Annotated in this window: 21 protein-coding genes; 8 read left to right on the top strand and 13 right to left on the bottom strand. The window is 37.3% G+C overall.

Annotated elements, in window-relative coordinates:
- Positions 1 to 30: 30 nt before the first annotated feature.
- Entirely contained in the window at positions 31 to 1,539 is a 1,509-nt protein-coding gene (locus tag ACXAG7_RS16885; RefSeq protein WP_476667553.1) for a PepSY domain-containing protein, read from the top strand.
- 196 nt (positions 1,540 to 1,735) lie between these two features.
- The gene (locus ACXAG7_RS16890; protein ID WP_476667554.1) at positions 1,736 to 3,178 is read left to right on the top strand and encodes an SLC13 family permease; all 1,443 of its coding nucleotides are present in this window, start codon (positions 1,736 to 1,738) and stop codon (positions 3,176 to 3,178) included.
- A gap of 60 nt (positions 3,179 to 3,238) precedes the next feature.
- Here ACXAG7_RS16890 and ACXAG7_RS16895 read toward each other — a convergent pair whose 3' ends face one another.
- The 6 genes from ACXAG7_RS16895 to ACXAG7_RS16920 all read right to left on the bottom strand — a co-directional run bounded on the left by ACXAG7_RS16895 (position 3,239) and on the right by ACXAG7_RS16920 (position 9,869).
- On the bottom strand, positions 3,239 to 3,766 hold the full coding sequence (locus tag ACXAG7_RS16895) for a hypothetical protein (protein WP_476667555.1): 528 nt from the start codon (positions 3,764 to 3,766) through the stop codon (positions 3,239 to 3,241).
- Between the two features lie 124 nt (positions 3,767 to 3,890).
- Positions 3,891 to 5,210, bottom strand: coding sequence for a methyltransferase domain-containing protein (locus ACXAG7_RS16900; RefSeq protein WP_476667556.1), 1,320 nt, complete (start codon positions 5,208 to 5,210; stop codon positions 3,891 to 3,893).
- A gap of 72 nt (positions 5,211 to 5,282) precedes the next feature.
- Positions 5,283 to 6,176 carry a DMT family transporter gene (locus ACXAG7_RS16905; protein ID WP_476667557.1) on the bottom strand — a complete coding sequence of 298 codons (894 nt, stop codon included), beginning with the start codon at positions 6,174 to 6,176 and terminating at the stop codon, positions 5,283 to 5,285.
- Positions 6,169 to 7,464: an APC family permease gene (locus ACXAG7_RS16910; protein WP_476667558.1), complete on the bottom strand. Its 1,296-nt coding sequence runs from the start codon at positions 7,462 to 7,464 to the stop codon at positions 6,169 to 6,171. Before ACXAG7_RS16910 ends, ACXAG7_RS16905 begins: the two co-directional genes overlap by 8 nt.
- A 247-nt stretch (positions 7,465 to 7,711) precedes the next feature.
- Positions 7,712 to 8,623, bottom strand: coding sequence for a hypothetical protein (locus tag ACXAG7_RS16915; RefSeq protein ID WP_476667559.1), 912 nt, complete (start codon positions 8,621 to 8,623; stop codon positions 7,712 to 7,714).
- Positions 8,613 to 9,869: a hypothetical protein gene (locus ACXAG7_RS16920; RefSeq protein WP_476667560.1), complete on the bottom strand. Its 1,257-nt coding sequence runs from the start codon at positions 9,867 to 9,869 to the stop codon at positions 8,613 to 8,615. The genes ACXAG7_RS16915 and ACXAG7_RS16920 overlap by 11 nt, the downstream gene beginning before the upstream one ends.
- A gap of 210 nt (positions 9,870 to 10,079) precedes the next feature.
- Between ACXAG7_RS16920 and ACXAG7_RS16925 the strand changes: the two genes are divergently transcribed.
- Positions 10,080 to 12,155, top strand: coding sequence for a hypothetical protein (locus ACXAG7_RS16925; RefSeq protein WP_476667561.1), 2,076 nt, complete (start codon positions 10,080 to 10,082; stop codon positions 12,153 to 12,155).
- Positions 12,156 to 12,296: 141 nt separating this feature from the next.
- On the top strand, positions 12,297 to 12,977 hold the full coding sequence (locus ACXAG7_RS16930; RefSeq protein WP_476667562.1) for an HAD family hydrolase: 681 nt from the start codon (positions 12,297 to 12,299) through the stop codon (positions 12,975 to 12,977).
- Positions 12,978 to 13,030: 53 nt separating this feature from the next.
- On the opposite strand, the gene dmpI is transcribed toward ACXAG7_RS16930, so the two are convergent.
- Positions 13,031 to 13,228, bottom strand: a complete 198-nt coding sequence (dmpI, locus tag ACXAG7_RS16935) for a 4-oxalocrotonate tautomerase DmpI (protein WP_408044740.1) — start codon at positions 13,226 to 13,228, stop codon at positions 13,031 to 13,033.
- A 234-nt stretch (positions 13,229 to 13,462) separates the two neighbouring features.
- Here dmpI and ACXAG7_RS16940 point away from each other — a divergent pair, with 234 nt between their 5' ends.
- Positions 13,463 to 14,242, top strand: coding sequence for a nuclear transport factor 2 family protein (locus ACXAG7_RS16940; RefSeq protein WP_476667563.1), 780 nt, complete (start codon positions 13,463 to 13,465; stop codon positions 14,240 to 14,242).
- On the opposite strand, the gene ACXAG7_RS16945 is transcribed toward ACXAG7_RS16940, so the two are convergent.
- Genes ACXAG7_RS16945 through ACXAG7_RS16955 form a run of 3 tightly spaced genes read right to left on the bottom strand, consistent with a single transcriptional unit; the run spans position 14,210 to position 17,537 of the window.
- Entirely contained in the window at positions 14,210 to 15,685 is a 1,476-nt protein-coding gene (locus ACXAG7_RS16945) for an FAD-binding protein (RefSeq protein WP_476667564.1), read from the bottom strand. The genes ACXAG7_RS16940 and ACXAG7_RS16945 overlap by 33 nt on opposite strands.
- Entirely contained in the window at positions 15,685 to 16,521 is an 837-nt protein-coding gene (locus tag ACXAG7_RS16950; RefSeq protein WP_476667565.1) for a TauD/TfdA dioxygenase family protein, read from the bottom strand. Before ACXAG7_RS16950 ends, ACXAG7_RS16945 begins: the two co-directional genes overlap by 1 nt.
- Positions 16,518 to 17,537: an L-tyrosine/L-tryptophan isonitrile synthase family protein gene (locus ACXAG7_RS16955; protein ID WP_408044744.1), complete on the bottom strand. Its 1,020-nt coding sequence runs from the start codon at positions 17,535 to 17,537 to the stop codon at positions 16,518 to 16,520. Before ACXAG7_RS16955 ends, ACXAG7_RS16950 begins: the two co-directional genes overlap by 4 nt.
- Before the next feature lie 2,867 nt (positions 17,538 to 20,404).
- On the opposite strand from ACXAG7_RS16955, the gene ACXAG7_RS16960 reads away from it, so the two are divergent.
- Positions 20,405 to 21,223: an RluA family pseudouridine synthase gene (locus ACXAG7_RS16960; RefSeq protein WP_476667566.1), complete on the top strand. Its 819-nt coding sequence runs from the start codon at positions 20,405 to 20,407 to the stop codon at positions 21,221 to 21,223.
- Between the two features lie 615 nt (positions 21,224 to 21,838).
- Positions 21,839 to 22,264 carry a hypothetical protein gene (locus ACXAG7_RS16965; protein WP_476667567.1) on the top strand — a complete coding sequence of 142 codons (426 nt, stop codon included), beginning with the start codon at positions 21,839 to 21,841 and terminating at the stop codon, positions 22,262 to 22,264.
- A gap of 115 nt (positions 22,265 to 22,379) precedes the next feature.
- Here ACXAG7_RS16965 and add read toward each other — a convergent pair whose 3' ends face one another.
- A complete protein-coding gene (gene add / locus ACXAG7_RS16970; RefSeq protein ID WP_476667568.1) occupies positions 22,380 to 23,366 on the bottom strand; it encodes an adenosine deaminase in 987 nt (328 codons plus the stop codon).
- 222 nt (positions 23,367 to 23,588) lie between these two features.
- A complete protein-coding gene (locus ACXAG7_RS16975) occupies positions 23,589 to 23,723 on the bottom strand; it encodes a hypothetical protein (RefSeq protein ID WP_476667569.1) in 135 nt (44 codons plus the stop codon).
- 69 nt (positions 23,724 to 23,792) lie between these two features.
- On the opposite strand from ACXAG7_RS16975, the gene ACXAG7_RS16980 reads away from it, so the two are divergent.
- On the top strand, positions 23,793 to 24,440 hold the full coding sequence (locus ACXAG7_RS16980) for a Crp/Fnr family transcriptional regulator (RefSeq protein ID WP_476667570.1): 648 nt from the start codon (positions 23,793 to 23,795) through the stop codon (positions 24,438 to 24,440).
- Between the two features lie 354 nt (positions 24,441 to 24,794).
- On the opposite strand, the gene ACXAG7_RS16985 is transcribed toward ACXAG7_RS16980, so the two are convergent.
- Positions 24,795 to 25,760 (bottom strand): NmrA/HSCARG family protein, encoded by a 966-nt coding sequence (locus ACXAG7_RS16985; RefSeq protein ID WP_476667571.1) that lies wholly within the window; start codon positions 25,758 to 25,760, stop codon positions 24,795 to 24,797.
- Positions 25,761 to 25,773: the final 13 nt, after the last annotated feature.

The raw sequence follows: 25,773 nt of genomic DNA on the forward strand, positions 1-25,773 counted from the left end.
CTCCCTTGTCGAGGGCACTCTTTTTATTTCATGAAGAAAATAATTACCCTTCATCGTTGGTTAGGAACGTTTTTTAGTTTCCTCTTTCTCATTTGGTTTCTTTCCGGAATTGTCATGATGTATAAGAGCTTTCCTTTTTTGAGTACTTCACAAAAGAGAGCCTTACAACAAAGCGCTACAACTGCAACATTGAAAGCCCCTTCGGAAGTTTTTCCCGATTACCGTAATGACACCTTACACCAACTCCGAATTAACTATCAGCTACAGCGTCCTGTTTATCACCTAACCTCCAGTAACGGCACCCTTATTTCTAGATATGGAGATACCGGGCAACAGCTAACTACCAACAGTGAACGAGCATTCTTACTGGCAAAAGAAGCATTAAAAACAACCGCAAAAGGATCGGTCACCCATTTGACTGCCCTGGATCAGTGGATTCCGAGAACTCGCTACCTCAAGCACCTCCCTATTTACAAAGTAACCTTCGACAGCCCCGACACCCCGTATGTCTACATTTCTTCTGTTACTGGAGAAATACTGTCACATACGACTGCCAGTGATCGAATGTGGGCCTGGCTAGGTGCCATTCCTCATTGGATTTACTTCAAAGACATACGCATTCATAACGAGCTTTGGTTCCAACTTATCGTCTGGCTATCTGGATTGGGATTTGTGATGGTACTTACAGGGATTGTTACGGGTTGGGTCCGTTTTCAGAAAAAACCAAAAAAACCATTCCAAAGATTTAAAAACAAGTGGTATAACCTTCACTATTATTTCGGTTTATTTTTTGGAATATTTATAACAACTTGGATTTTCAGCGGTTGGATGAGCATGACGCCCTTGAGCTGGACCCCGAGTACAGGCCTTTCTAAAGCTGAATTTCGCACATGGCAGGCCAGTGCAAAAACTCTTGCCTCTATATCACCATCGACCTGGAACAACCTTTCAGTACTGTGTAAACAAACGCCATTTAAAGAAATCCAGCTACAACTATTCCAACAAAAATATTACGCAAGTATTGGCGATGCGAATGGACAACGTCTGGTAGCTTTGGACAATAAAACCATCCCTAAATTAACGCAGTATGTAAATACCGTTAAAAAATTTCCAAGTCACCATCACATCCAAAGTGCAACCTTACTAAATCACTACGACGATTACTATTACAGCAGGCACAACAGTAAATCACTACCGATTATTCGGGTCCAAACAACCTCTAAAATTTATTACTACATCGATCCTAAAACAACGCAAGTTGTGTACAAATGTGCACCTAAAAACCGTGTACAACGATGGATTTACCATGGTTTACACAGTTTGGATTTCTCTTTTTTGGCCTGGAATCGCCCTTTATGGGACATTATTATGATCTTTTTATTGATAGGAGGCACCGTAGTATGCGCTACCGGTAGCTACCTAGGAATCAAATTTTTAAAACGAAAAAACAAGCAACAAAAGCATCGGAAAAACAAGAAAAAACGAAAAAAAAGTAGAAATATTTCCAAAAAACAAGGTCAATTCAAAAAATTTTATTAATTTCATGATTGTCTTAGGAGACGTCCTTAGACTTTCTTTTTCATAGCAATTTTCCCGTTCATCTAGAACGGGTTTTTTTATGCTTGCTGTTCACCTCATTTACTACCCAACTATTTTAGTTAAATAACCTCATCACCTTACATTTTAGTCAAAAAGACTATGTTTGTAACTACCAACCAGACTATTAATAACTTTTATGAAGAAACTTCTTATTCTATTTCTAGGACCTGCACTCTGCCTACTACTTACCTTAAGTCCCTGTGAACTCCTATCAGCAGGAGCAGATGCCGTTTTAGGTATTGCTATTTGGATGATATTATGGTGGATAACCGAAGTAGTTGCCATTCCAGTGACCGCACTTATCCCGCTGACCTTTTTTCCTTTACTTGGAATCATGGACATGCAACAAGTAACTAGTCATTACGGTCATCCTATCGTTTTCTTATTTTTTGGTGGATTCGTCATGGCCTTAACGCTGGAAAAAGTAAAACTTCACAAAAGAATAGCCCTACATATTATTCGATACACAGGAAACAGTCCGAATAGGATAATTCTAGGTTTTATGATCGCTACCGCATTTTTGAGTATGTGGATCAGTAATACGGCTACTACTGTAGTCATGCTCCCCATTGCCTACTCAGTAATTCAGTTACTCATAAACGACGCAGACGGATTTACTAAAAATGACCAGAACTTTTCACTGAGCATCATGCTCGGAATTGCCTATGCTGCTAACGTTGGAGGGATCGCTACTTTAATAGGTACTCCTCCAAATATCGTTTTTGCTGGTTTTATGGAAAGTGAATATAATTACAGTGTTTCTTTTATTGACTGGATGCTTGTAGGAATTCCTTTTGCCGTAATTATGCTGGGAATGATTTACCTAACGCTCACCAAAATCATGTACCCTAACAGACTGGGAAACTTTGAACAATCAGCAGCCTTGCTTCAACGAGAAATTCAACAATTAGGTCCCATGAAGAAAGCTGAAAAATACGTTCTCGTAATATTCATCACAGCGGTCATTGCATGGATATCGAAAAACACAATCAATCAACTATTCCCTGCCCTCCATCTTTCTGACACCAGTATTAGCATGGTTGCTGCCATGAGTTGTTTTGTGGTTCTCTATAAAAAAAACCCCCTACTCGCTTGGGATGACACGACTCGTTTACCTTGGGGGATCGTAATACTCTTTGGCGGTGGATTGGCTTTAGCAAAGGGACTTTCCAATGCAGGACTCATCGATGTTATAGGTAACCTTGTTAGTCAATGGTCTTCTACTAGTTCCTTACTCATTGCTGCATTACTGATTTCGCTTGTCTTGTTTATGACAGAACTTATGAGTAATGTCGCACTTATTGCCATTTTTGCTCCCACCGTTGTCGGAATTACCCTCGGCTTAGAGATGAATACACTACAGGTACTTATTCCGGTGACGATGGCTTCGAGTTGTGCTTTTATGCTTCCGATGTCTACACCACCTAATGCCATCGTTTTTGCCAGTGGTCACATAAAAATTCCACAAATGATGCGTGCCGGAATCGTATTAAATTGTATTGCAATACTCCTGTTAGTGCTGTTCTACAGCTATATAATTCCTTTGGTATTCGAACTACTGCCCTTGACACAGGTATAACGGCAACTACGAATCAAAAAAACGTTGCTATGCTAGCGGGATATCCTTTGTATTCACCGGTTACCAGTGAGTAGCCGTGTTTGCGTATCGTACCAAGCGCCCTTCATTGAGTTCTTGAAGGAAATCGCAGCTCGTCAATCGCAACATCACCGTATTTTCTTCCAAGGTCAAAGTATCGTGAATATCTCCAGGCAAGTACACACTGCATTCCCCTGCTTTCAATACATAGACATCCTTCTGAACGACTTGCATCGAACCATCGGGGTAAAATACTCGATTGTACAGTCCCATTTTTGACTGTCCTTCCACCGTACCATAAATTACCCATCCGCTACCATGATCGTGAGGAGGACTTTGATCTCCTCGTTTTTCAACGTGCCCCATTAACACAAAACCGTGTTTGTCACTTCGATAAATTTCCTTGGACGGTAGTTTTTGTTCCTTCAATTCCTCCATCCATGTCTCCTGCTTACTCGTCTTCATTAATTCTTCCAATAATACTTTACTTTGGAGTGTTAGCTCGGAAGTTAATGGTCCCCAAATATTTGATAATTCTTCTATAAAATGATCTAATGCTTTACGTTTCATAATCTTTGTTAAATATATGCTACTCTTTTTACTCTTCGTTATTGAACAATGTTATTTCCTTTTATGCTGAGCCTTCGTTTTCAATTCAGCGCGTTGATTGCAACCAAAACCACTAAAGCTCATCCTATTTCTTGCGCCCCACAAATCGCAAAACCGAACATTCAAAAGGTTCTTTACTACCTTCGTGTAATACCTCGTGAGTTACGGTCAAATCCAAAATTTCATAATTGGGAAAATCCTTAAGTATTGTTTCTTTCGCGTATAGCAAGCTCTCTTTTTGAGGTCCTTGCTTATTGTATTTCGGATGCTCAGTACTAAAATTTTCAAGAACGAGAATCCCTCCTTTCTTTAAGTGACTATCTAATTTTTCATGAATCATGACACGTTCATCTCCCTCAAAATGAACAAACAAAAAGCCCACCATATCAAAAGACTCCTTTGTGTAAGTTGCATGAATTGCATCTTGAACCTCGTAGTTGATGGTGACACCGTGTTTTTTTGCCAATCGCAATGCTTTTTGTTTAGCCTCAACGCTGTAATCATAAGCAGTAACATTCCACCCTAAACTTGCTGCATACACAGCATTTCTTCCCTCACCTTCTGCTGGCAACAGTAATCTCCCTGGTTGGAATTTGTTCAATTGCGCTGCAAAATACCCATCGGGCTCAGTACCGAACATATAAGCTTCCTTTGCATAATTTTCATTCCAATACTCTTTCATAAACGCTGTCCCTGATACGCGTTTTGAAGTTTTCTTAAACGCCTTAATTAGGTATTGCTTTGGGAGCAACTCTGTTCTAATATCAAAATCGACAAAACCCGCCGTCGTTAATTCATCCACCACAGTTTCAGGTGTCAATCGCATTTCACGAGGAGGCCCCTCATTGAGAAAACTGTCTTTTTTATAATCCACAATTACTAACTGCCCTCCTTCTTTCAAGCCCCTAGCTACTTTTTTAAAATAAGCCTGACGGTTGTGAATGTGGTGATAGGTATCTACTAATAGTACTACATCCACTTCTCCTTCCGTCAATTCTGGACTATCGACAGGCACTTTTCGAATTTCCAGCGCTTTTGAATTTCTTGCTCGTTCTCGAGATCTTGTCGTAAGCAACTCTATAAAATAATCATCCGTATCTGCTGCGATAACCTCAGCTCCGGCATCCAGCAATTTATATGAGAAGTAACCGGTTCCAGCTCCAATGTCCATAACCTTTTTATTTTCTAACGAACCTATGGCTAACAGTACTTCTTTTGGTTTTTGCCAAGCATCTCTGTTCGGAGCATCGAGATGTTTTTGCAAGTCACGTCCGCTGTGATGCCCTGAACTGTTTTTTTGGTCAGTACTGGTGTGCTTTGCTCCGCATCCAAATCCTAAAAAAACGGTTAACAACACACAAATTTTAGTTCCAGTTAAACGCAAACTATTCTTCTTTAAGCTCATAATTCTCTTTAATTTTCTATCCGATACAAAGATCTTGATATGTCGTAGCCTGTTTTATTTAATAAAGGTGCTTTATGCGGTACTATTTTCACGAAATACAAGACTCAATGTATACAACAACACCGTGCTAAATAGCAATCCACCTCCAAGTATTGTACTTAGACTAGGAACTTCATCAAAGATGTACCACGCCAATACAGGAGCTAATACATTTTGTAACATCAGTGTCAAGGTCACTTCTGATGCCTTTATATAACGAGTTGCCATCATACCTGCCACTCTTCCTAATGGAGCTGTCAGCAACCCCATCACCGCCATTACTCCCCAAGTCTTCCATGAATAAGTAGCTGGCTGTGCGTTCATAAACATCGAAACTGCTAAAAGGAATCCGCCCAGTCCTACCAAGGCTATCCGATTCATTTCAGGATATTTTCTAAGAACCGTAAATATCATCGCTACACAAAAAACTGAAACCAATGCTAACAAATCTCCCTTCCAATGAATGCTCCCCAAAGAGCCCTGTACAACAATACCTACTCCGATAGTTACTCCTATAATAGCCAACCAAGTAGTTGTTTTGGTTTTTTCTTTTAAGAGCAGCCATCCTAATAAGGCTGCGACCGCCGGCGTAGCTGCTTGGATCATGAACGCATTGGCTACTGTTGTCTTTTTTACACTCAGTACAAAAGCAGTAGCACTACCTAACATCAGCAAACTGGTTAAAACTAGGGGCCATCCATCACGACGTATGACGCTAATGATCGTTCGTTTTTCCTGTTGCTGAACGAGTATCGCCATGGATACAGAAGTATACAAACCAAACAAAAACACGGTATCATAACCAGATACTCCTGAAGACCTAATAAACAGCGGATCTAAACTCATAAACACCGCTCCTATCACTGCCCATAAAACACCTTTACTGACCGATTTCTTTTTTCCTAAAAAACTTGATAAACTATCCATTCTGATTGCGTTTTTGTTCTAAATATTCATTAATTATATAGGTTAAGCTACCCACCATGAGTAGGGCTATACCGATGAGTACCTGCATTCCTTGTTCATAACATAGGTAGCCCAACACCCATAAACTCATTCCTAAAAACAGCAATTGTGGCACAGGGTACATCGGACTTTGATAAACAGTTCTTTCCTGGGATCGTCGTAATAGAAACACACTAAATACAGTTAATGACATAAATAGTTGCAGTACGAAAGCACTATAGGTCAATATGGCTTCAAAAGAACCTGTGACTACCATCAAAACTGCCATTACTGTTTGTAAAACCACAGCACGTAGCGGTACTCCTTTCTTGTTATTTTTTTCAAATACGGACCATACGGCAAAATCTTTTGCCATGGCTCGCGTCACTCTTGGCCCCACCCATACCATGGCACTGATACTGGAGATGAGCATCAATGCAATTCCTGCACTCATCAATCTTCCGCCGTTTGAACCAAAAACTCGATAAGCCACTAATTCGCCTACTTCTAAAGTTCCTCGTAAGGCCGAAATCGGGGCTTGTTTTAAGAATACTACTTGTAACAGCACATATAAACTACTGACAACCATTGTTCCCCCAATCAATGCCCTAGGTAGGTTTTTACGTACCTCCTTTATTTCATCGACAATATAAGCCGCTGCATTCCAACCAGAATAAGCATAGCTTACGTATACAAAAGAAACTGCAAAAGACGGAAGCACTATCTCCGCTGTCCAATGAGCGCTCCAATCCAAGGCATTTATGCTAGTATCTTCCCAAAGTCCAATGATGATAAAGACTGTGATAAGGACTAGCTTAAACGCTGTGGTTACTAACTGAAATCGGCTACTTTTTCTAAGATCGAACAGGTGGACGAGTCCTATCATTCCAATTAGCAAGCAGGCTATAACTCGTGAATTAACAGTGGTAAACTGTTGTAAATAAACGCCTGCTGCCATGGCTGCCAAGGCTATAGGAGCAGCAAATCCCACCGTTAAAGAAACCCATCCGGAAAGATACCCTATGTATCTATTGTACATTTTAGACAAAAAATGATACTCTCCGCCCGATTGCTGCATACTAGTTCCGAGCTCAGCGTAGGAAAAAGCACCACACAGGGCCATTACCCCTCCGAGTCCCCACAAAATCAAAATACTCCACGTATTCTGTAGGTATTCTAATTGAAACCCTAAACTCGTAAATACTCCAGTACCAATCATATTGGCTATCACCACGGCCATAGCCGTATTTTTAGATATTTTTGTCTGCATCTAACCACTCATAAATTCGTCCCAAAACTAATAATCGGTCCTAAGCCTACTTGTGGACAATAGATTGATTTTACTGGACAAAAGGACACCTCTTTTCTCTACAGTTCACCTTTCCTCCCTAATGAGCACAAAAAAAGTCCTGCATCATTGCAGAACTCTTTCAGAATAATCAAAACTCTGGGTACAGTTTTGCTATTACCCAATACTACGCCCCCTTAAATTATTACGTTGTTTTAACCCTAACGAACTATTGAAATTGATTTAGTTTTTCTAAAAGTTGTCTCGATGGGACTTTCATTATTTTTCCAACTGTGGTATCTACCAACTCAAATCCCATTGGTAGTTGGCGCTGTAGATCCTTACGAGTTTTTAATTTCCACTCATCTTCATCAGGTCCATACGTTTCCTGTATATTCCAATAGGTAGAAATTAGCCAATAAGCAAATTCCTGTACTACTACCCGTTGGTATATATTTTTCTCGCCCTTCATAGCTTCATAGCTCCCCACATCGTAAAAACCTTTAGCTATAGCCTCTTCCATTACTTTGTGTATGCTAGCATTTTTATCGGTAAAAGACCATTCCTCAGGAAATGCGTAATGCAAGCCGATATCCGATACGAAATGCAATAAATGCTCAACCACCTCCATAGTTTGCAAAGGCACCTGATACATGATAACATCACAAACGCTGCAGGTAGGTTCGTACAATTCTTGTAACTCTTCCATAACCTTTTCAGGCATCTCATCGTGATGACCTTTAATAACTGGTATAGTTGCCTTGTACTGTGCCAAATAGGTCAACACCTCATGTTGTTTCTTCAAATTGACCCCTTCTTCTTGTGGAAACATCTCTTGCATTGTCTTTCCTACCTCCGTTAAAAACTCATCGGAAACCGCTTCCATGGCAATAAAACTCATTCCATAAACAGTCATTTTCTTAGCAAAAGCCCCTTCAAGTTTTTCAATTTCAATTCGACCATTATTCGGTTTTACTTCCACGGTATTCTGAGGACTAACAAAAACACATCCTCCTAATTTGTTCGGTACTACCTCGGTCATTGTTTTAGTTGTTTTCGACGATACGTTCTCAGAAGTCACCTTACATCCGAGAACTGCGAGCATTACGCATAATCCTGCAACTATTGTACTATTTTTCATTTTTATATGATATTTTGGCTACAACCACCTTCTTATTGTTAAACACTAAGAACTCTATATTTTTTAATCGGTCTACCCCGTCTCTATCCGCATGGGTGTCGGTTACGACCACCCATTCACCTTCTTTACGGAGGGTGTATTCATCATCATTTCCTTCAAACACTGCTGAATCTGTACCTTCCCTACCATCAATGCTATCATTTCCTTTTCCTCCCTTTAGCCAATTTTCATTGGTGTTCCCATTCAAGGTATTGTCAAGCTCGTTTCCGTAAATACCGGCAACTTCATTTCCTGTTAAACTTAAATGTTGTAAATACTGTGCTTTAGCAGTATAGGCTTGAGAGGAATCTCTGTTCATATTAAAAATTCCCGTAAAACCAGGATCGACATCCATATTGACGTTGATAAACGGTGAAAAAAACTGTTGTACCACATGGTAACCCGCGGGATCTTTTAAGGCAATCTCCTTTCTCGTTTTGGCAATATACAAGCCCCACATACCTTTATCACTTATTTCCCAAGGCTCCCACAATCCGTAATAACTATCGATAACTGCTGCCAGGTACTCTTGTGACAAGCTGTTTTCTGCTTTTAACTCCCGCCTCCAATCAGCCACGGAAGGATGGTACAACATAGGCCAAATATCTCGTTGCTCTGCTAATTCTTGCGCCTTCCGAATTTCTTGTTGGTACGCAGGCAATACTCCATGACGACTCGGAACTCCTTCTTGGTCAACACCAATTCCCTTATCGTGCACCAAATGTAAAATTTCTTCAAAAGTGGCATCTCTGTGTTTGTAATCATTTGAAAGGTACCAGGCATCTCCCTCTACTACAATTTCATTTTTATACAAGGGTTGTGCATCAATCATCGGTGGGTTTCCATCATCACTCCCGTTCAACAACATTAGTATCGCATGATTATTGGCCATGGCATTGGCCACTGCTATTTTATTAGCTCCGTATTTACTCCCCGAAACGGGTGCTAGATAAAAACGTAAAACGTTTCTACAACGAAGTATTTGAGCAATTGAAATATCGTTTTGAGCCAATATATGTATAGCCTTTCCATTTGGAGCTGTGACTTTTGTATATTTTACAAAACCCGCCTTAACATACCGTGTCGCCATCGAGGTTGGCAACGGAATAATTCCATTCTTCGCCACGGAAACATCAATAGTATCGGGGATTTTTGGAGTACATCCCCCCAAGAGCGCAACTATATAAATTAAATAAAAGAATCGCATACAGTAAAATTTAATGCCCAAAAATGAGCAATCGCATGCAGAACAAAAAAAAGAACCAGTCCGACAAACGGTTACTCGGACAAATACGATACAATCGAGACAACTCAACACCTCAATAACCCTCTCATAATCAAAAAAGTAAAATCCACCTCTAAAAATCAATTATAATCCTATATTTGCTCGGCTATAAAATTTAACAGTATTCAACACATGAAAAAGTACCTCATTTTCATCCTTCTTCTAACGCTTCAGTTCGGTTATGCCCAGAAGGTAAGTTTATCAAAAAAAAGAGCTGCAATTTATTATGTACAGCTTCCGACAGATCCCATTTCAAATCTAGACGACCGTAATTTTTCAATTACAACCGATCATTGGTTGGTAAAAAAAAGAATTAATATTATTGGATTTACTAAACTAGAAAACGGAGGATCAATACAGATCAAAATCTCCAATGGTGAATTGTTAGCATCACCGGCTGTCGTTTCAAAAAGTGTAGAAGAGAAAAAGGACAAAAATGGAAAAGTGCTTACCACTAGTACTTTTTACCAAGCTACCAAAACTATTGCCCTCAAAGGGAAGTGGAGTTATCAAAAAGCTGGTGGCCCAGTGCGCACCTTTCCTATTACCATAAAAAAGAAATACGAAAGTAAAAAGTCGAGTAGTCATGACTATGCCAAAGAATATTTTAAAAACAATAGTGAACAACTCACCACCAAGCTCAGAGAGGAATTTCACAAGAAATTGATTTTTGAAATTAACGACTATATAAATCCCTTACACGGCTATCCTACTGAGTTGAAAGAAGTTCCTTTTTACATATTGGACCACAAGAAAAACCCAGATACTAAAGACTACAAGCGCCAGTTAAAACGCATTCGTGAAGCCTTTAGTCGAATGAAATCACACACGCGAATTACCAATACTCAAACGCAATACCTCGACGATTTCGAACGCTACTTTACGCTTATTGCCTCGCGTTATCCTGAAGACAAACGCAAGCATCGAAAAATGCGCTTTTCTTGTTACTACAATTTAGCAACATTGTACTATTACTTTGACCAACCGGACAAAGCTATCGAATACGCTCAAAAAGTTATTGACAACGATCACAAAAAATCACAAGGAAAAAAGATTATCAAAAAAGCAACTGCCCTCAAAGAGCTATTTGCCCTCAACAAAACGAACACCACTCATTTCCCTGTTAAGAGTATCGATCGCGTTAACTACCCTGAAAACACTGGAAAAAAGGCGACACCCTCTCCCGTAAGTTCTTCGCCATCAGAAAGCTCAACAAAAAAAGTTGCTAGTAATCCAAAAGATACCAAGAACCCAGATTGGTATACGCTGAGTAATGACATCGATAAAGACAATAAGGTTATCGAACAGCTGATTCGCGATGTTGAAGATGTATATAAAGGTATTGACAAAACTGGATTGAAATTACCTATTGCTTACATTCGAAAAGACGGCCGTATTACAGGTAAAACCTATTACTCTTTGGATCATGATAAGCTTCAAGAACTCAAAATCAACCTCAAAGACCAACAAATTAGCAGTGTAGATTTTAATAGAGGCCTTATGGAGTTGCGCTTTGAAAACAACCTACTTACAAACGTTACACACAACAATGGGAAATACGAACTAAAGCGCTCAAAAGACAAACGCATTAGTAACATCATTCACCATACCTTTTATGGAAAAGTAGAAAAAATTGACTTTGAACGCAACGGAACACAGCTTTCAAAGATTACGAAACGCATCAAAAAGTTTGGAAAAACAGAGATTGAACACCTAGAAAACACCGCCACGCGTCATCGTTCTATTTATGCAGAATACGATAAGGAAGGTAAACTTAAGATCAAAATTGAATTTGACTGCAAACTCGTTACTCCGAAAACTATTCAGTTCGATCAAACCTATACCTATCACACTCTTGAAAAAGCAATTACTAAACGAACCTTGGAGTATACTGACTTTGACAAAATCTTAAAAAAACACTTACATAAAGTAGACATTCACAACAATAGTTTTAAAGATATCAACACTTTTCAGTACGAGGGTACAGAGCTTACGAGGACGGTTTTTACAGCACTAAAAAACAAAAACCTAAACCACAAAAACATCAAAATCTACAGCGATATAGCGCCCAAAACAAAAGATGCCCCAGAATACGAATGGAAAAAAGGGTATTATCTATTTAACGAAAACGACGAACTCTACCAGGTTACGCGAGATGGTAAGACCAAGAAAAAGGTAAACGGTATATGGACTAAATGGAAAAAATAATCCGTTGTAACAAGCTCGACAAACTCGTATTTGTCGAGCTTGTTTTTTTATGACAACTGTCCTTCCTATGCCCGCTAATTAGTACTTACCACATAGGCTAATCCGCAAGGCTTTTCACTATATTTGTTACAAACCCTTATTATGTCACAAAAATTTGAAGCCGTCATTTTTGACTTGGACGGAACGCTACTCAATACTATCGGCACCTATCGTCATATTATGAACGAGCTGCTAACAGAACGCGGTTTTCCTAACCACGAGTTGGACAGTTACTGTCGATTTATAGGAAATGGCGCTCAGAACTTTATTCGATTATCGTTACCTGAACCTGAACGTAGCCCGCAACAAATCAACGAAATACTCTGTGATTTCCACCGCATTTATAAACAGACCTACTCCGAACATTCTCAACTATACACAGGCGTGACTCCCCTCTTAAAAAACCTTCAAAAAGGAGGTATTAAAATGGCGGTCTTATCGAATAAGGCCCATGATCTCACCCAAAAATGTGTAGCTCATTACCTTGCAGACATCCATTTTGAAACAGTTATTGGACAATCGGAAAAACACAAAAAGCCTGATCCCAGTGGGGTATTTGCCCTCGTTAAACAATTTGAACTCCCCATTGAAAAAATCGTTTTTGTTGGGGATACTGAAGTGGACTTAATCACAGCTGCTAACGCTGGAATGAGTAGTGTGGCAGTTACCTGGGGATATCGTTCTAAAAGTATTTTAGAAAATCACAATCCCAACTTTATCGTACAGCACCCGAATGAGCTGTATGCACTTTTTAATACTCCTGTAGTTCAACAAGCTCAATAGCACATGAATTAAAAAATGAAGGCCGTTAATTTCAGGCCTTCATTTTCTAGTTGTTACTGTTGGCTCACTTTTATTTCAGCCACTGTTCGGCCGCCAACAGCGACATTATGATCTGGGAACTCTTTGATGGAAACCATAAAGAACTCTTTAGGTATCCCTGTGACTTCAACGGATACTTCCGTCAATTTTTGAATGAGTTCACGTTTAACATCGGCGTTCAAACTTCCAGTTTCAAAAGATATATAAGGCATAATACGAATGATTAAAAGGTTACATGATTAGCGTTTCTATCACATAAGAAATTCACGTGACGTTACTTCATGCTACAGTTCCTTCGTTGCTCCTTTAAAAAATACTCCTAAAAACAAAACTAACAAAAATACGGCAAGTCACCAGGTTTGCCTTGCTTATAAATCTCTCCAAATCATTTCTATTAGTCTCTTCAAAATAGTACCTTAGTGAGCAAATCTAACCCCCTATAACCCATGATTAATTACAAACAAAAAGCAAAAAATTACCATACCGCAGTCAGTGAATACGACGTACCTACCATAGAAGAGATGGTAACCGAAAGTTATATTCAACACAACCCAAAAGTACCTACAGGACGAGCGGCTTTTGTTTCATTAATACCCAAATTAGCATCTTTCGGTAGTAAAATAAAAAATATACGTATGCTCAACGATGGACAACACGTAATTATGCACCACCAGTGGGATAATGCTACGCCTTTTGGATTTGATACTACCGCTGCCTTTCACATAATTCGTTTTAACGAACAGGGCTTTATAGCAGAACATTGGAACGTTATGACGGCACTAGGTGCCCCTAATACGTCAGGAAGAAACCTTATTGATGGTGAAACCACCATTGATGACTTGGACAAAACCCTCCAAAATAAAGCGAAAATAAGGGAGTTAGGCCACTTGCTATGTATTCAAAAGAATACCGTGATTGGCGCTGAACTCCCTCGTTTTTTCCACGCTGAACTGCAGCAACATTCACCGAATTTCGGTGATGGTCTTACTGCCTTACAAACTGTAATTGGCAGTGAGGAAATTTTTCCTTCTTATCATAAACAACACGCAGTTTTTGGCGAAGGTAACTTTGTACTCTCTATTAGTGAAGGTACTTATAAGCAAAGTCCTACTGCCATTTACGATTTGTTTAGACTTAGAAACGAACGCATTGAAGAGCATTGGTCTATCTATCAGGAAATTCCTTCAGAAGGACTAGCCAACGACAACACTATGTTCAACTTTTGAGAATTTAGAAACTAAGGCATCTATCAATAGTTGTGCTTGACCTAGATGCCCCATAGCCTCGATATACGAATCAGGACGCACAAGTAGTACCTGATTTGTATAATGGCTTGCTTCCGTCCAAAAATCATCGCGACTTTGTGTGCTCTTCACTTTTAGTACTGTCACATAGGGAGGCAAAATAAGCTCGGGTACATCTTCACCAAAATACAACAAAGTAAACTTGCTGTAGTCTAGTAAGCTATACAAACGTAGCTGCTCAGTTCCTTTAATCAATAAGCAATCAAATAGGCGTGTTCCTACAACTCCGGTACTTCCGTAACGAATTCCCATTCCCGTAATATTTCCTGCACGTTGTTCTACAATTTTTACATAATCTTTTGCATGGGTCCCCGTTTTTGAAAACTTGGTTGAACGAACGAGTTCTCCTGAACTCTTGATGACACTCAGTGCCACAGGCTTTCGCTCCTGTTCATAGGACTTTAAGAAAGATGAATTTGCTCCGTGATTCTCGATCATATGTAATTTCCAGATGAGATTAAAAGCATCTGAAAGTCCTGTATTTAACCCTTGTCCTCCATTTACAGAATGGATATGAGCCGCATCACCTGCCAGCAGTACCCTATTTCCAATTTGAAACTGCTCGGCTACAGACTCTTTGACTGAAAATTGTGAAAACCAAACCAACTCCTTAATCGTAATCGTATGAGGAGCCATAGCGATGTTAATGCGCTCCATGGCTTCTTCCAAACTAAAATCCTTTCGGTCCATACGAATATAAAATCGATCGATTGCTCCTTCTCTTGGAATCCAAGCTACATCGGAAGTTTCGGCTTGAAAGACGATGATTTCCGGTACGCGTTCAAAATCAGTCTCGAATACTGCATCAATCACTGCCCAAACAATTTGAGGACGTGTAATTTCAAAAGGAATCTCAAAATGATTACGAACAAAGGAACGTGAACCATCTGCTCCAATAATATATTTAGATCTTATGATGTCACCATTTTTCAACACACTGCGACACCCTTCGCTACCAACCTCGATGGTTTCAATTTCCGTGGTTCTCAATACTCCCGCTCCAGCAGCGGTTAACTTTTTATCTATCAGCTGCTCCACATAGGCTTGTCCTAACATCAAAAAATGTTTATGAAAACAACCTTCCAAAGCATCCCACCAAGTGGATTGTCGTGAAACAAACCTACCATTTTCCCAAACGGAACTCGTATTACAGGGCACCCCTAAAGGATACAACTCTTCAAATAAATCAGCGAGTTCTAATAACTGCAAAGTTCTTCCATTCAGTGCGTCTGCACGTCCTACCTCTAAGGGACCTTCTGACTTATCAATAATTACGGTTTGTAAACCGCAACGCTCGGCAAGATAGGCTGCTAATAAACCTACTGGTCCTGCTCCTATGATAAATATATCTGTTTCTTTAGTCATTATTTCGTATATATTAAATGAGGATTATCTAATGGTTTTTTACCCAACAACTGCACCCTTCTAATGTGACGGGGAGCATCTTTGGTAAACGATTCTCTTCCGTGTAACAGGGTGTGATTATCTGAAAAAACGACATCTCCTGTTTCCCAACGGTGGGTATACAAATTATCATCGGCATACAAAATGGCATTCAGGCCCTCTACGAACTGGGTCGCATCTTCTTTAGGAACTCCGCTAAGCTCAAAACCAGGATGGTTAATAAAAGAGGCATCATTACTAGTTGGTGGTTCACAATAGCGGATTACGTCATACTCTTTATCGGGGTGTTTGGTAATTAATGGAGCTTGAGTTTTACTGTCGTAATACTCCATTTTTCGAGTATAGGTACAGCTAATATCCGATAGAGAACTCACGTAATTCTCGGGCAATTTTTCCAATACTTGTTTGGTATTTACAAAGGTAGTTCCTCCTCTATGCTCTTTTCCTGGTGCACTAACGCAATGAAAGACCTGAGTGGCAGGCACCTGTGATCGATACATCCCATCCCAATGCAATGGGATATACGAGTTGTCGAAAATATGATCTTTAGGCGTTTCGTGGACTACCAATTCCAATACTTTTCCAAAAGGCCAAACACTTATAGCACTAAACTCCTCACAGTAGCTTACAAAATCGTCCGAATCACGGAAGCTCTTAAATCCTCTCAAGACAACTAAATGTTCGGTATCGATCAAACGTTCTAGGTATTCTTTGTTCACTGAAGTAATCACGGTATTGACCTCAACGGGCTCTACCAATAAGCCAAAAGGCTTCAATTTTGTCAATTTTACATTCATCTTGATTGGATTTCTGATGGTTCTACTAATACGTAATGACTGGGGCGTCCTTGTGCGTCTGCTACTAAATTCACCGCGAGCTCCTGAACTTCTTTGTGCTTCATTAGGACATAGTGTTTTCCGGTATTCAAGGCTACTCCATGCCAAGGAGTCATCCAGGTTTCTACGCCTAATAACTGAATTCCTATCTTTCTAGAACCGCAAATTTGTGGATGGATGGACAAGCGCAACGCCTCGGGAAATTTCTCTGCTATGAGATCCGTCCAAGCATTGCTTCGAATAATAGCCTGATAAGCATTGCGCTTACATTCTTTTTGAATGGTTGTTCTACTTTTAACTTGACCAGGATACATGGCATCTTCTACTAAAAAGCGAGTAAGTCCGAGGTACATTCTATTCGCTTCTTTGGCATCGGCATCGGCCGACTCCTTGCTCCCTCTTTTTACCTTTTCTTTTAAAGCCTCTAAATTTTGTCCGTAATTGGCCATCAAGTCTGCTCGGGCAGTTTCAAAACTAACATCGAGGTACACATCATCTAAATTAAATGTGGAGAGCGCTGTTAGCTCCAGCACTGAGATTAACCTATCAATTTCTGCCTGATACGCAGAAATATGTGCTTCACTAATACCGACAACGTCACTAAAAACTCTACCATCGGAACAAATCACCACCTTGGCTCCAGGTTCGTAAATAGCTTGAATTTGTTTGCATAAATTATTCAAAAAGATAAGGGCCTGTTTTTCTGCCATGTCGGGCATTACGCCTAGAACTTTAGACGGGTTGGGGGATTTTCCGGGAAAGGCTGGCAACACAAACTCTATGGGTTTTTGGGCATTAATGGCACGAATCACTTTCGCCAAATGCGGGCTATGACAGTGCGTACAGGAAGCTAGGCACTTCTCTTCACCTTCCATCATCCGGCGAAAATGCATTACCGTAGTAATGATACTTCTGGCGAGCAGTACTGTCTGTTCAGAATTACTAGCAATAGCTAGTTCTTGGTTCAATGTATTCATTGATATCAATTTTAGGGATTAGATACACTACAATGGGAACTGGGGTAGTAACCGATTTACGGTTTACTAGCTCAGTAATTAAAAAGTGTGCTATACAGCACAAAGGATAGCCGTCCTTTTCCGTACTTTACGGATAAGGATATTGAAGAACGAAGTGTAGGCACTTCTCAAAAAAGACTCTGAAGAATGGTTGAACGCGAATGCATCACTATATCATTAAAATCGCTGCAACTAGTTGCTCACGACATTTCGTTTTTCTTCGCTGTTCATTTTTCACATAAATTTCGGGGGCAAAAAACGGAGTATTTAAGAAAATCAATACTCACGAGAACTCAACATATTTTACAAGAGTCGATTCAAAACTATCGAATAATAGAGGCAGGCTACTTATGAAAAAACGACAAAAACGTATTAATTTGCGACCAAGGACTGGCGATGACTAGGGTGGTACTACAATACTTTGACGGCATTCCTGTTCACTAGTTTTAGCTCTTAGAGGATTATTCTTTCTTTATCCTACTGATTTACAAAAGCGTACTACCGTAACTAAAATACCTTTCGTATAGGCAGATACTATATCTCCAACTAGGGGAATGCCTAAACAAGATGAATAATCGATTTTGGAATTTTAGTTTTGTGATACAGGGGGAATATATAAAACCCACTATTACAAATTCATGGGCACCAGTACCAAGTAATTGTTATTTTTTCATCTGAATAGAATAGTTTCAACAAAAAATCGGGAATGAATATTCTTTTGACAACTTATGCCCTAAAAAAAAGGCAAACTCAAGAAAAGAAAGAAATGTATATTCTTTTGATAAACTGTACCTAAACTTGAAACTACTATTACAAAATGACTGACATCGCTAACAATCTATTATGCTCCATCATCTTAAAAAAGTAGTTTCAACAGAAAATCGGGAATGAATATTCTTTTGACAGCCTATACCCTTTATTGAACGATTAACACGAAAAAAGACAAGAATATATTCTTTTGATAAACTGTATCTATACTTGAAACTACTATTACAAAATAACTGACATTGATAACAATCCATTATGCTCCATCATCTTAAAAAAGTAGTTTCAACAAAAAAAGTCATGAATGAATATTCTTATGACAGCCTATGTCCTTGAAAAAAAGTTAGCTCGAAAAAAGACAGGAATGAATATTCTTTTGATAGCCTATGCCCTTGAATAAAAGGCCAACTCAAGAAAAGAAAGAAATGTATATTCTTATGATAAACTGTATCTATACTTTAAACTACTATTACAAAATGACTGACATCGATACCAGCCCATTATACTCCTTCATCTTAAAAAAGTAGTTTCAACAAAAAATCGGGAATGAAAATTCTTATGACAGCCTATACCCTTGAATAAAAGGCCAACCCTATAAAAGTCAGGAATCTATATTCTTTTGATAAACTATATCTATTCTTGAAAACTACTATTACAAATTCATAGGCACCAGTACCCAGCAATTGTCATTTTTCATCTCAATAGAGTAGTTTCAACAAAAAAAGTCATGAATGTATATTCTTTTGACAGCCTATGCCCTTGAATAAAAGGCCAACCCTATAAAAGTCATGAATGTATATTCTTTTGATGAACCACATCTATACTTAAAACTACAATTACAAATTCATGGGCACCAGTACCAAGCAATTGTCATTTTTTCATCTCAATAGAGTAGTTTCAACAAAAAAGTTGGGAATGAATATTCTTTTGACAACTTGTGCCCTTAAAAAAAGGCAAACTAGAGAAAAGACTGAAATGAATATTCTTTTGACATGTCATACCCTTTATTGAACGATTAACACGAAAAAAGACAAGAATATAATCTTTTGACAGCCTATGTCCTTGAATAAAAGGCAAACTAGAGAAAAGACTGAAATGAATATTCTTTTGACAGCCTAAGTCCTTGAATAAAGGCCTACTCGAGTAAAGAAAGAAATGTATATTCTTTTGATAAACTATATCTAAACTTGAAACTACTATTACAAAATGACTGACATCGATTACAATCTATTATGCTCCATCATCTTAAAAAAGTAGTTTCAACAAAAAATCGGGAATGTATATTCTTTTGACATGTCATACCCTTGATTGAACGATTAACACGAAAAAAGATGTAAATGTAAGTTCTTTTAATAAACTCTATCAAAACTTAAAACTATTATTACAAAATGACTGACATTGATAACAGCTCATTATGATCCATCATCTTAAAAAAGTAGTTTCAACAAAAAATCGGGAATGTATATTCTTTTGACAACTTGTGCCCTTAAAAAAAGGCAAACTCAAGAAAAGAAAGGAATGAATATTCTTTTGATAACTATATCTATTCTTGAAAACTACTATTACAAATTCATGGGCACCAGTACCAAGCAATAGTTATTTTTCATCTCAATAGAGTAGTTTGAACAAAAAATTGGGAATGAATATTCTTTTGACATGTCATACCCTTTATTGAACGATTAACACGAAAAAAGACAAGATGTATATTCATAAGACAGCCTATGTCCTTGAAAAAAAGTTAGCTCGAAAAAAGACAGAAATGGATATTCTTATGATATGTCATTCCCTTTATTAAACGATTAACACATAAAGAGCCAGAAATGTATATTCTTTTGATACCTAATACTCCTAAATGTATAGCCTTTTAATAAACTGTCACAATTCAAAACTTTAGTGTCCCAAAATTAGTAGTTCCCCGCTCCCCAAAAAAAAGAAGTACCGAATCCAACAATAAAACACTATTCTATGCCTGCGATTGCTTAATTTTGAGCACGTTTTAATAATTATACAGATAGCCATTGATACAGATTGCTTCACATACCTCGTCCACTCAAAACCCTCCTGTGCGAATTCAAGAATATGCCGTTGGAATTTTTGATACACTCCCTACTAAATCAGCTTTGAAAAAAGCTATTAAAAAAGGACTGGTATATGTCAACGGAATCAAAGCGAATACAGGAACCTATATTTATGGAAATGAAACCATAAGTTTGTACGCTTTGGCGCCTACCTCCAAGCCTTCTAAAACTTTCGACCTAGCATTGGAAGTTCTTTTTGAGGACGAATACTTAGCCGTTATCAACAAACCTGCAGGAATTGTAGTGAGCGGAAATTCCTTTGCAACCATCAACAATGCCTTACCACAAAACTTAGAAAAAAGTACACTTACTGACGCCACTGTTCCCAGACCCGTGCACCGTTTAGACTATCCGACCAGTGGAGCGCTCTTAATTGGTAAAACAACCTCAAGTATCATTCAGTTAAATGCTTTATTTGAAAAAAAGAACATTCAAAAAACCTATCATGCCATCGCCATTGGCAGCTTAAATAAGCAAGGAATTTTTGAAGCTCCTATAGATTCGAAAAGTGCTGTTACTCAATACCAGGTACTTCAACATGTAGCCTCTCAAAAATTTAATCGATTAAACCTGGTGGAACTTCGACCAAGTACAGGGAGAAAACATCAATTACGAAAACATCTCTTTGCCAACAAGACTCCTATTCTGGGAGATAAAACCTATTTTTTAGACGGGTTACTATTAAATGGAAATGGACTCTATTTGCATGCCTCCACGCTTGAATTCATCCACCCCTTCACCTCCAAACCAATCAAAATAACAGCAAAACTCCCTAAAAAATTTACTCGGATATTTCCAGTGTAAATGAAAAACATAGAGGTTTGCTTCCTTAAAAAACAACAACATAACATATAGAATTGAATTTAGAGAAGAACCAATGATTTTAAATGAATATCTCAGCCTCATTGATGAAATCATTCTTCAAAAATATTTTGCGCTGTATAAAGTTACTTTTAACAGTAATCTAAAAATAATACAGCTTAAACAATTTAGTTTTTTCAATAACAAAATTGATGTAGAAATTCGAAAGGTCCTAAAAATTACTAAATTGAATAATTACGAAAAAGGAATAAAAAACAGAGTTCCAGAAAATACCAAAATGTTGATTGGCATATTTTACTATAAAGCCCAAGAAAATAATTCGAGTTTTATTTCCAACTTTTATCTTTAACGTCTAGGATAAACTTTAAAATGAGTTCAAATCAACAGTCAACCGCATAAGCCGAAAAAAAACGAAAACGGGTATAAAAATTCAGGTAACCATGAGTGTATTAAAAATTTTAATTTTCGTAGTTACCATATCCTACTTCTCTCAAAAGAAAGCAGAATATGTCTATATTATTCTAAATCAAGAAGACGAGAATTATTTTTTATTTTCAAATGGCAAAAAAGTCAAAGACTTAAAAAAATTAAAACGGAATGAAAAACTCAGAAAAATATTTGACACAAAAAATACGATTATGTGTATTAGTAGTATCCTATTTTATATGTACTAATACATTAGTAGCCCAGGAAACAACTAAAGACCTTACAAAAGTATCCTCGATCCTTTTCAAAAAATTAAAAGAATCACCCAAAGGAATCGACTATGTACTTTACAACAAAGACAAATCATACAAACTAATTTCTTATGTTGAAAAATGCAGTATTATAACACTTCCATTGGATAAAATAGAGGCCTCATCTAATTTGATTGCAAAAGGTAAAGACCTTAATTTCATTGCTAAAACAGTAAAATTCATCAACAAAAATGATGGGTTTGCTCTAATAAAAAGGCATAAAGGCCTCTACTATTCATTCTTTTTATCTAATACGGAACCAGTTGCGCCAACACCTAAAAATTAGAACTTAAATCATGAGTGACACAGCGAAAACATCGAGAATAATTTCAGTAATAATAAATTTTAATTCAGTTTTTTACAACTCCCTAAATTTAACAACTACAATTCCAATTGCTATCTTATTTTTGATAAGCCTCAATAAGTTTTGATTTTATTTCTGCCTTAATCTCATTCGAGGTAAAAGCGTGATCTATTGCTTCCATATTACATTTAAAAAAATGCATTTTGGTCCAACCAAACTTATCTTTTAAAATAGTGTATTCATTTTCAAGCGTTGTATTAGAAATTGTACGAGCATCAGTATTAACACTCATTGAAAGTCCTTCGTTGTATATTTCGTTTATTTTATGATCTTCAAGCCTATCATATACATTGGTTTGGATATTACTAGTTGGACAAACTTCTAAATGAATATTCTTCTCTTTTAAAAAATTGACTAGATTTTTATCTTCGTAACTTCTAACTCCATGTCCTATTCTTTTTGGATACAAATTGTTTAGAGTTTCCCATACACTTTCTGGGCCCTTTGCTTCTCCTGCATGTGCTGTGCAGGAAATATTTTTTCTTTTTGCTCGTTGAAATGCAGTAACATGATTAGCTATAGGAAAACCTGCTTCATCTGCTGCTATATCAAAACCTACGACATTGGTCCCTTTAAATTGCTCTACCAATTTAATTGTACGCATACTTTGTTCTTCTGAAAAATGCCTGAGTGTACAAAGGATAAGGCCTGCTTTAACTCCAGATGTTTCCATACCGATTGTCATAGCATCATTAACTGTTTCAACTACTTCTTCTGGTGTTAAACCTTTATCTAAATGAATCAATGGTGCAAATCTAATTTCTGCATAAATCACGTTATCTTTTTTTAATTGATCAAAAAGATCTAATGTTACAAGCTTTAGTTGCTCCTTAGTCTGCATTAATTTTACTCCGCTAATAGCTCTTTCAATATAATCTGCTAAATCTGTACATTTTGGAGGAGCTATAAATGAAGCTTTATAAACGTCTTCCGTAATGTTCGGGGCTATTTTTTTGACGATATCATAACTCAAAGAACAATCTAAATGCAGATGTAATTCTATTTTTGGTAGCGTATTGCTCATATTGGTTCGGTTTTTATTTGATTGACAAGACATTATTATAAAAAGAATAGCCAAAACCTTGTAATCTCTTAATAATAAACTCATTAAAACTATTACTCTAGTACAAAATAAGGTTAAGTACATTTATAAATTTCTCTCTTGATACTGATTGAATTAACGATTCACTAGGTTACTGCTGACGTAAGTTATTGTTGTTATCAATAACTATTTGTCGGTATGTGGTTACGGTACTACTATCAATAGCTCCCCTACAAGAACCCTCGTGTATATTCTGTGCTTTTTTTTATCTTTCCTTGCTGGTAATAATGCAACAGCTCCATCTGAAGTCGCATCAATATCAAATATAGAATTCATCATCTTATATTTTTTTAATTAATTTGTAGTCAATATAAGACACTGTCAAGGACAATTGTCCAAGTTTAAAGAATGATAAAAACGAATATTACTTTACTTAATTATATCGAGAAACTTTACACTACCGGGAAATATGGTCTTGGGATAAGAAAAGAAAAATTTTCAAGAAATGAGGTGCTACTGTACAAAGACGATTCCTTAAAAAGAATTTACGTCATTATTCAAGGGTTGACGAAATGTTTTATCACGGAAGAAAATGGAAAAGATTATCTATTAGAATTTTTAGGAAAAGGAGAACTTGTTGGCGAAATCGAATTTTTGATTAAAGAAGACAATTTATCATCTGTAGAAACACTATCTACTGTTGAAGCTTTTAGTATTGATAGCGTATTATTCGAGAAATTAATTCAAACTGATCGTGAATTCGTCAATATTATTTTAAAAGAACTGGCTACTCGAATCTTCAGAACCGCAAAGAGAGCCTCGTTTCAGCAAATTTATCCTCTCAAGTTCTCAATAATAAAAATAATCCTAGCATTAAATCTTACCGATGAACGTATATCGAAGCAAGACTTAGCAAGCTATCTAGGAATCTCAATTAGGGTATTAAACAGAATTCTAAAAGAATTGATCAATGATAATTTAATAACCTTCGAGAAAGGCGTTATAAAGGTTAAAAGTCAAAATACACTCGAAAATTATATACAGTCTCTTCATTAATTATTCCGTTCAAGCAAAAAAATTAGTTCAAAATTCATCCCTTTTAAAGTTTGATTATTAATTTCATTAAACAATTACTATTCCTGGAAACGTTCCCGGTTTACACCTGAAGTCATACAAAGCTCACGGTGGTTTTTTATCTTCTTTTCTTATTAGAGATAGATGGATATGTATTAAATTCATTCCTTTATTCTAGTGAATAATCAATTAAATATAAAACAGATAAACGAGCTAGTTTTTCCAATGGAAAAGGAATAAAGAAATGATAATAGTTCCTATTATTTTTAACCGTTTTATTTGTCCACCGTAAGGATATTCTTAGCCTACTCTATGGTGGATTAACTTGATACATTTTTATTCTGCTAATTTCTTTTGAATTAGCCTTTGTTCTCCTTTCCATTGTGTTTTTTGCAACCATGAATCAAAACTCAACAACTCAGGATGTAACTTTTTTAAGGAATCAAAATTTCTTTTCATCCCTATTTCTCTATGAAACTTAAAATGATTCAAAGCATCATGAGCAGGTCCTCCTAGTTTTAAAAATTCTTCATCTGAAATAGGTTCGTACACTGATTTTATACCTGTAACACTTTCAAACTTTTGAGCAATTTCATTGCCAGATACGGTATCAGAACCAATAACTAGAGTTTTTCCTCCGTATTGGGACCTACGGTTTAAAATATAATTAGTAAACCATCCAATATCATCCAAAGCTACCATAGAAAACTTCCCATTTTCCCCCAATGGAAGCTTAAATACGATTTCATCTTTTCCTTTGTAAACTCTTTTTTGAGGAACAAAGAAAGACATCAAATTTTCAAAATAAGGAAGTGTTCTAAGCACTGTAACACTGGTAGAATAAAATCCTTTTAGTTGCTTGAAATGGTCTAATGAACGCTGCCAGTTTATCTCTTGTTCTACTATCGCTTTAGAATCAAAATGAGTAACTGGGATTTCTCCATTAGATAAGGTCATGCAGTTTTCTAACGAAGAAAATACAACATGCGCTATATTCTTTTCTTTAGAAATTTCTAAAATCCTATGCATTTGTATTCTTTCGTTTTCTGGATTGTTCACATTAGTCCAAAAATCGGTATTACAAAAAACTGCATCTACACCATCAATAGCACGTTTTAAATCGTCTACATTATCTGTATTCCCTTGAAAAAGTTCTAAGTTTCCATGCGCTAAAAGTGCTTGTGCTAAAGGTGAGTTTTCATTTCTTGTAAACGCTCTAACAGACCAACTTTTTTTATCTAAATTGGCAATTATGTATCTCCCCATTGCCCCTGTTGCGCCAAATACTACTATTTTTTTCATGACTGTTTTAATT

The sequence above is a fragment of the Tenacibaculum sp. AWR4_210 genome (assembly GCF_056160945.1).

Excerpts from the sequence above, each read along its gene's own strand:
- ACXAG7_RS16955 (WP_408044744.1), bottom strand. The coding sequence starts at position 17,537 with ATGAATACATTGAACCAAGAACTAGCTATTGCTAGTAATTCTGAACAG.
- ACXAG7_RS16890 (WP_476667554.1), top strand. The coding sequence starts at position 1,736 with ATGAAGAAACTTCTTATTCTATTTCTAGGACCTGCACTCTGCCTACTA.
- ACXAG7_RS16945 (WP_476667564.1), bottom strand. The coding sequence starts at position 15,685 with ATGACTAAAGAAACAGATATATTTATCATAGGAGCAGGACCAGTAGGT.
- ACXAG7_RS16975 (WP_476667569.1), bottom strand. The coding sequence starts at position 23,723 with ATGATGAATTCTATATTTGATATTGATGCGACTTCAGATGGAGCTGTT.
- ACXAG7_RS16980 (WP_476667570.1), top strand. The coding sequence starts at position 23,793 with ATGATAAAAACGAATATTACTTTACTTAATTATATCGAGAAACTTTAC.
- ACXAG7_RS16915 (WP_476667559.1), bottom strand. The coding sequence starts at position 8,623 with ATGAAAAATAGTACAATAGTTGCAGGATTATGCGTAATGCTCGCAGTT.
- ACXAG7_RS16900 (WP_476667556.1), bottom strand. The coding sequence starts at position 5,210 with ATGAGCTTAAAGAAGAATAGTTTGCGTTTAACTGGAACTAAAATTTGT.
- ACXAG7_RS16910 (WP_476667558.1), bottom strand. The coding sequence starts at position 7,464 with ATGCAGACAAAAATATCTAAAAATACGGCTATGGCCGTGGTGATAGCC.
- ACXAG7_RS16950 (WP_476667565.1), bottom strand. The coding sequence starts at position 16,521 with ATGAATGTAAAATTGACAAAATTGAAGCCTTTTGGCTTATTGGTAGAG.
- ACXAG7_RS16885 (WP_476667553.1), top strand. The coding sequence starts at position 31 with ATGAAGAAAATAATTACCCTTCATCGTTGGTTAGGAACGTTTTTTAGT.
- dmpI (WP_408044740.1), bottom strand. The coding sequence starts at position 13,228 with ATGCCTTATATATCTTTTGAAACTGGAAGTTTGAACGCCGATGTTAAA.
- ACXAG7_RS16895 (WP_476667555.1), bottom strand. The coding sequence starts at position 3,766 with ATGAAACGTAAAGCATTAGATCATTTTATAGAAGAATTATCAAATATT.
- ACXAG7_RS16965 (WP_476667567.1), top strand. The coding sequence starts at position 21,839 with ATGAAAAACTCAGAAAAATATTTGACACAAAAAATACGATTATGTGTA.
- ACXAG7_RS16905 (WP_476667557.1), bottom strand. The coding sequence starts at position 6,176 with ATGGATAGTTTATCAAGTTTTTTAGGAAAAAAGAAATCGGTCAGTAAA.
- ACXAG7_RS16925 (WP_476667561.1), top strand. The coding sequence starts at position 10,080 with ATGAAAAAGTACCTCATTTTCATCCTTCTTCTAACGCTTCAGTTCGGT.
- ACXAG7_RS16940 (WP_476667563.1), top strand. The coding sequence starts at position 13,463 with ATGATTAATTACAAACAAAAAGCAAAAAATTACCATACCGCAGTCAGT.
- ACXAG7_RS16930 (WP_476667562.1), top strand. The coding sequence starts at position 12,297 with ATGTCACAAAAATTTGAAGCCGTCATTTTTGACTTGGACGGAACGCTA.
- add (WP_476667568.1), bottom strand. The coding sequence starts at position 23,366 with ATGAGCAATACGCTACCAAAAATAGAATTACATCTGCATTTAGATTGT.
- ACXAG7_RS16985 (WP_476667571.1), bottom strand. The coding sequence starts at position 25,760 with ATGAAAAAAATAGTAGTATTTGGCGCAACAGGGGCAATGGGGAGATAC.
- ACXAG7_RS16920 (WP_476667560.1), bottom strand. The coding sequence starts at position 9,869 with ATGCGATTCTTTTATTTAATTTATATAGTTGCGCTCTTGGGGGGATGT.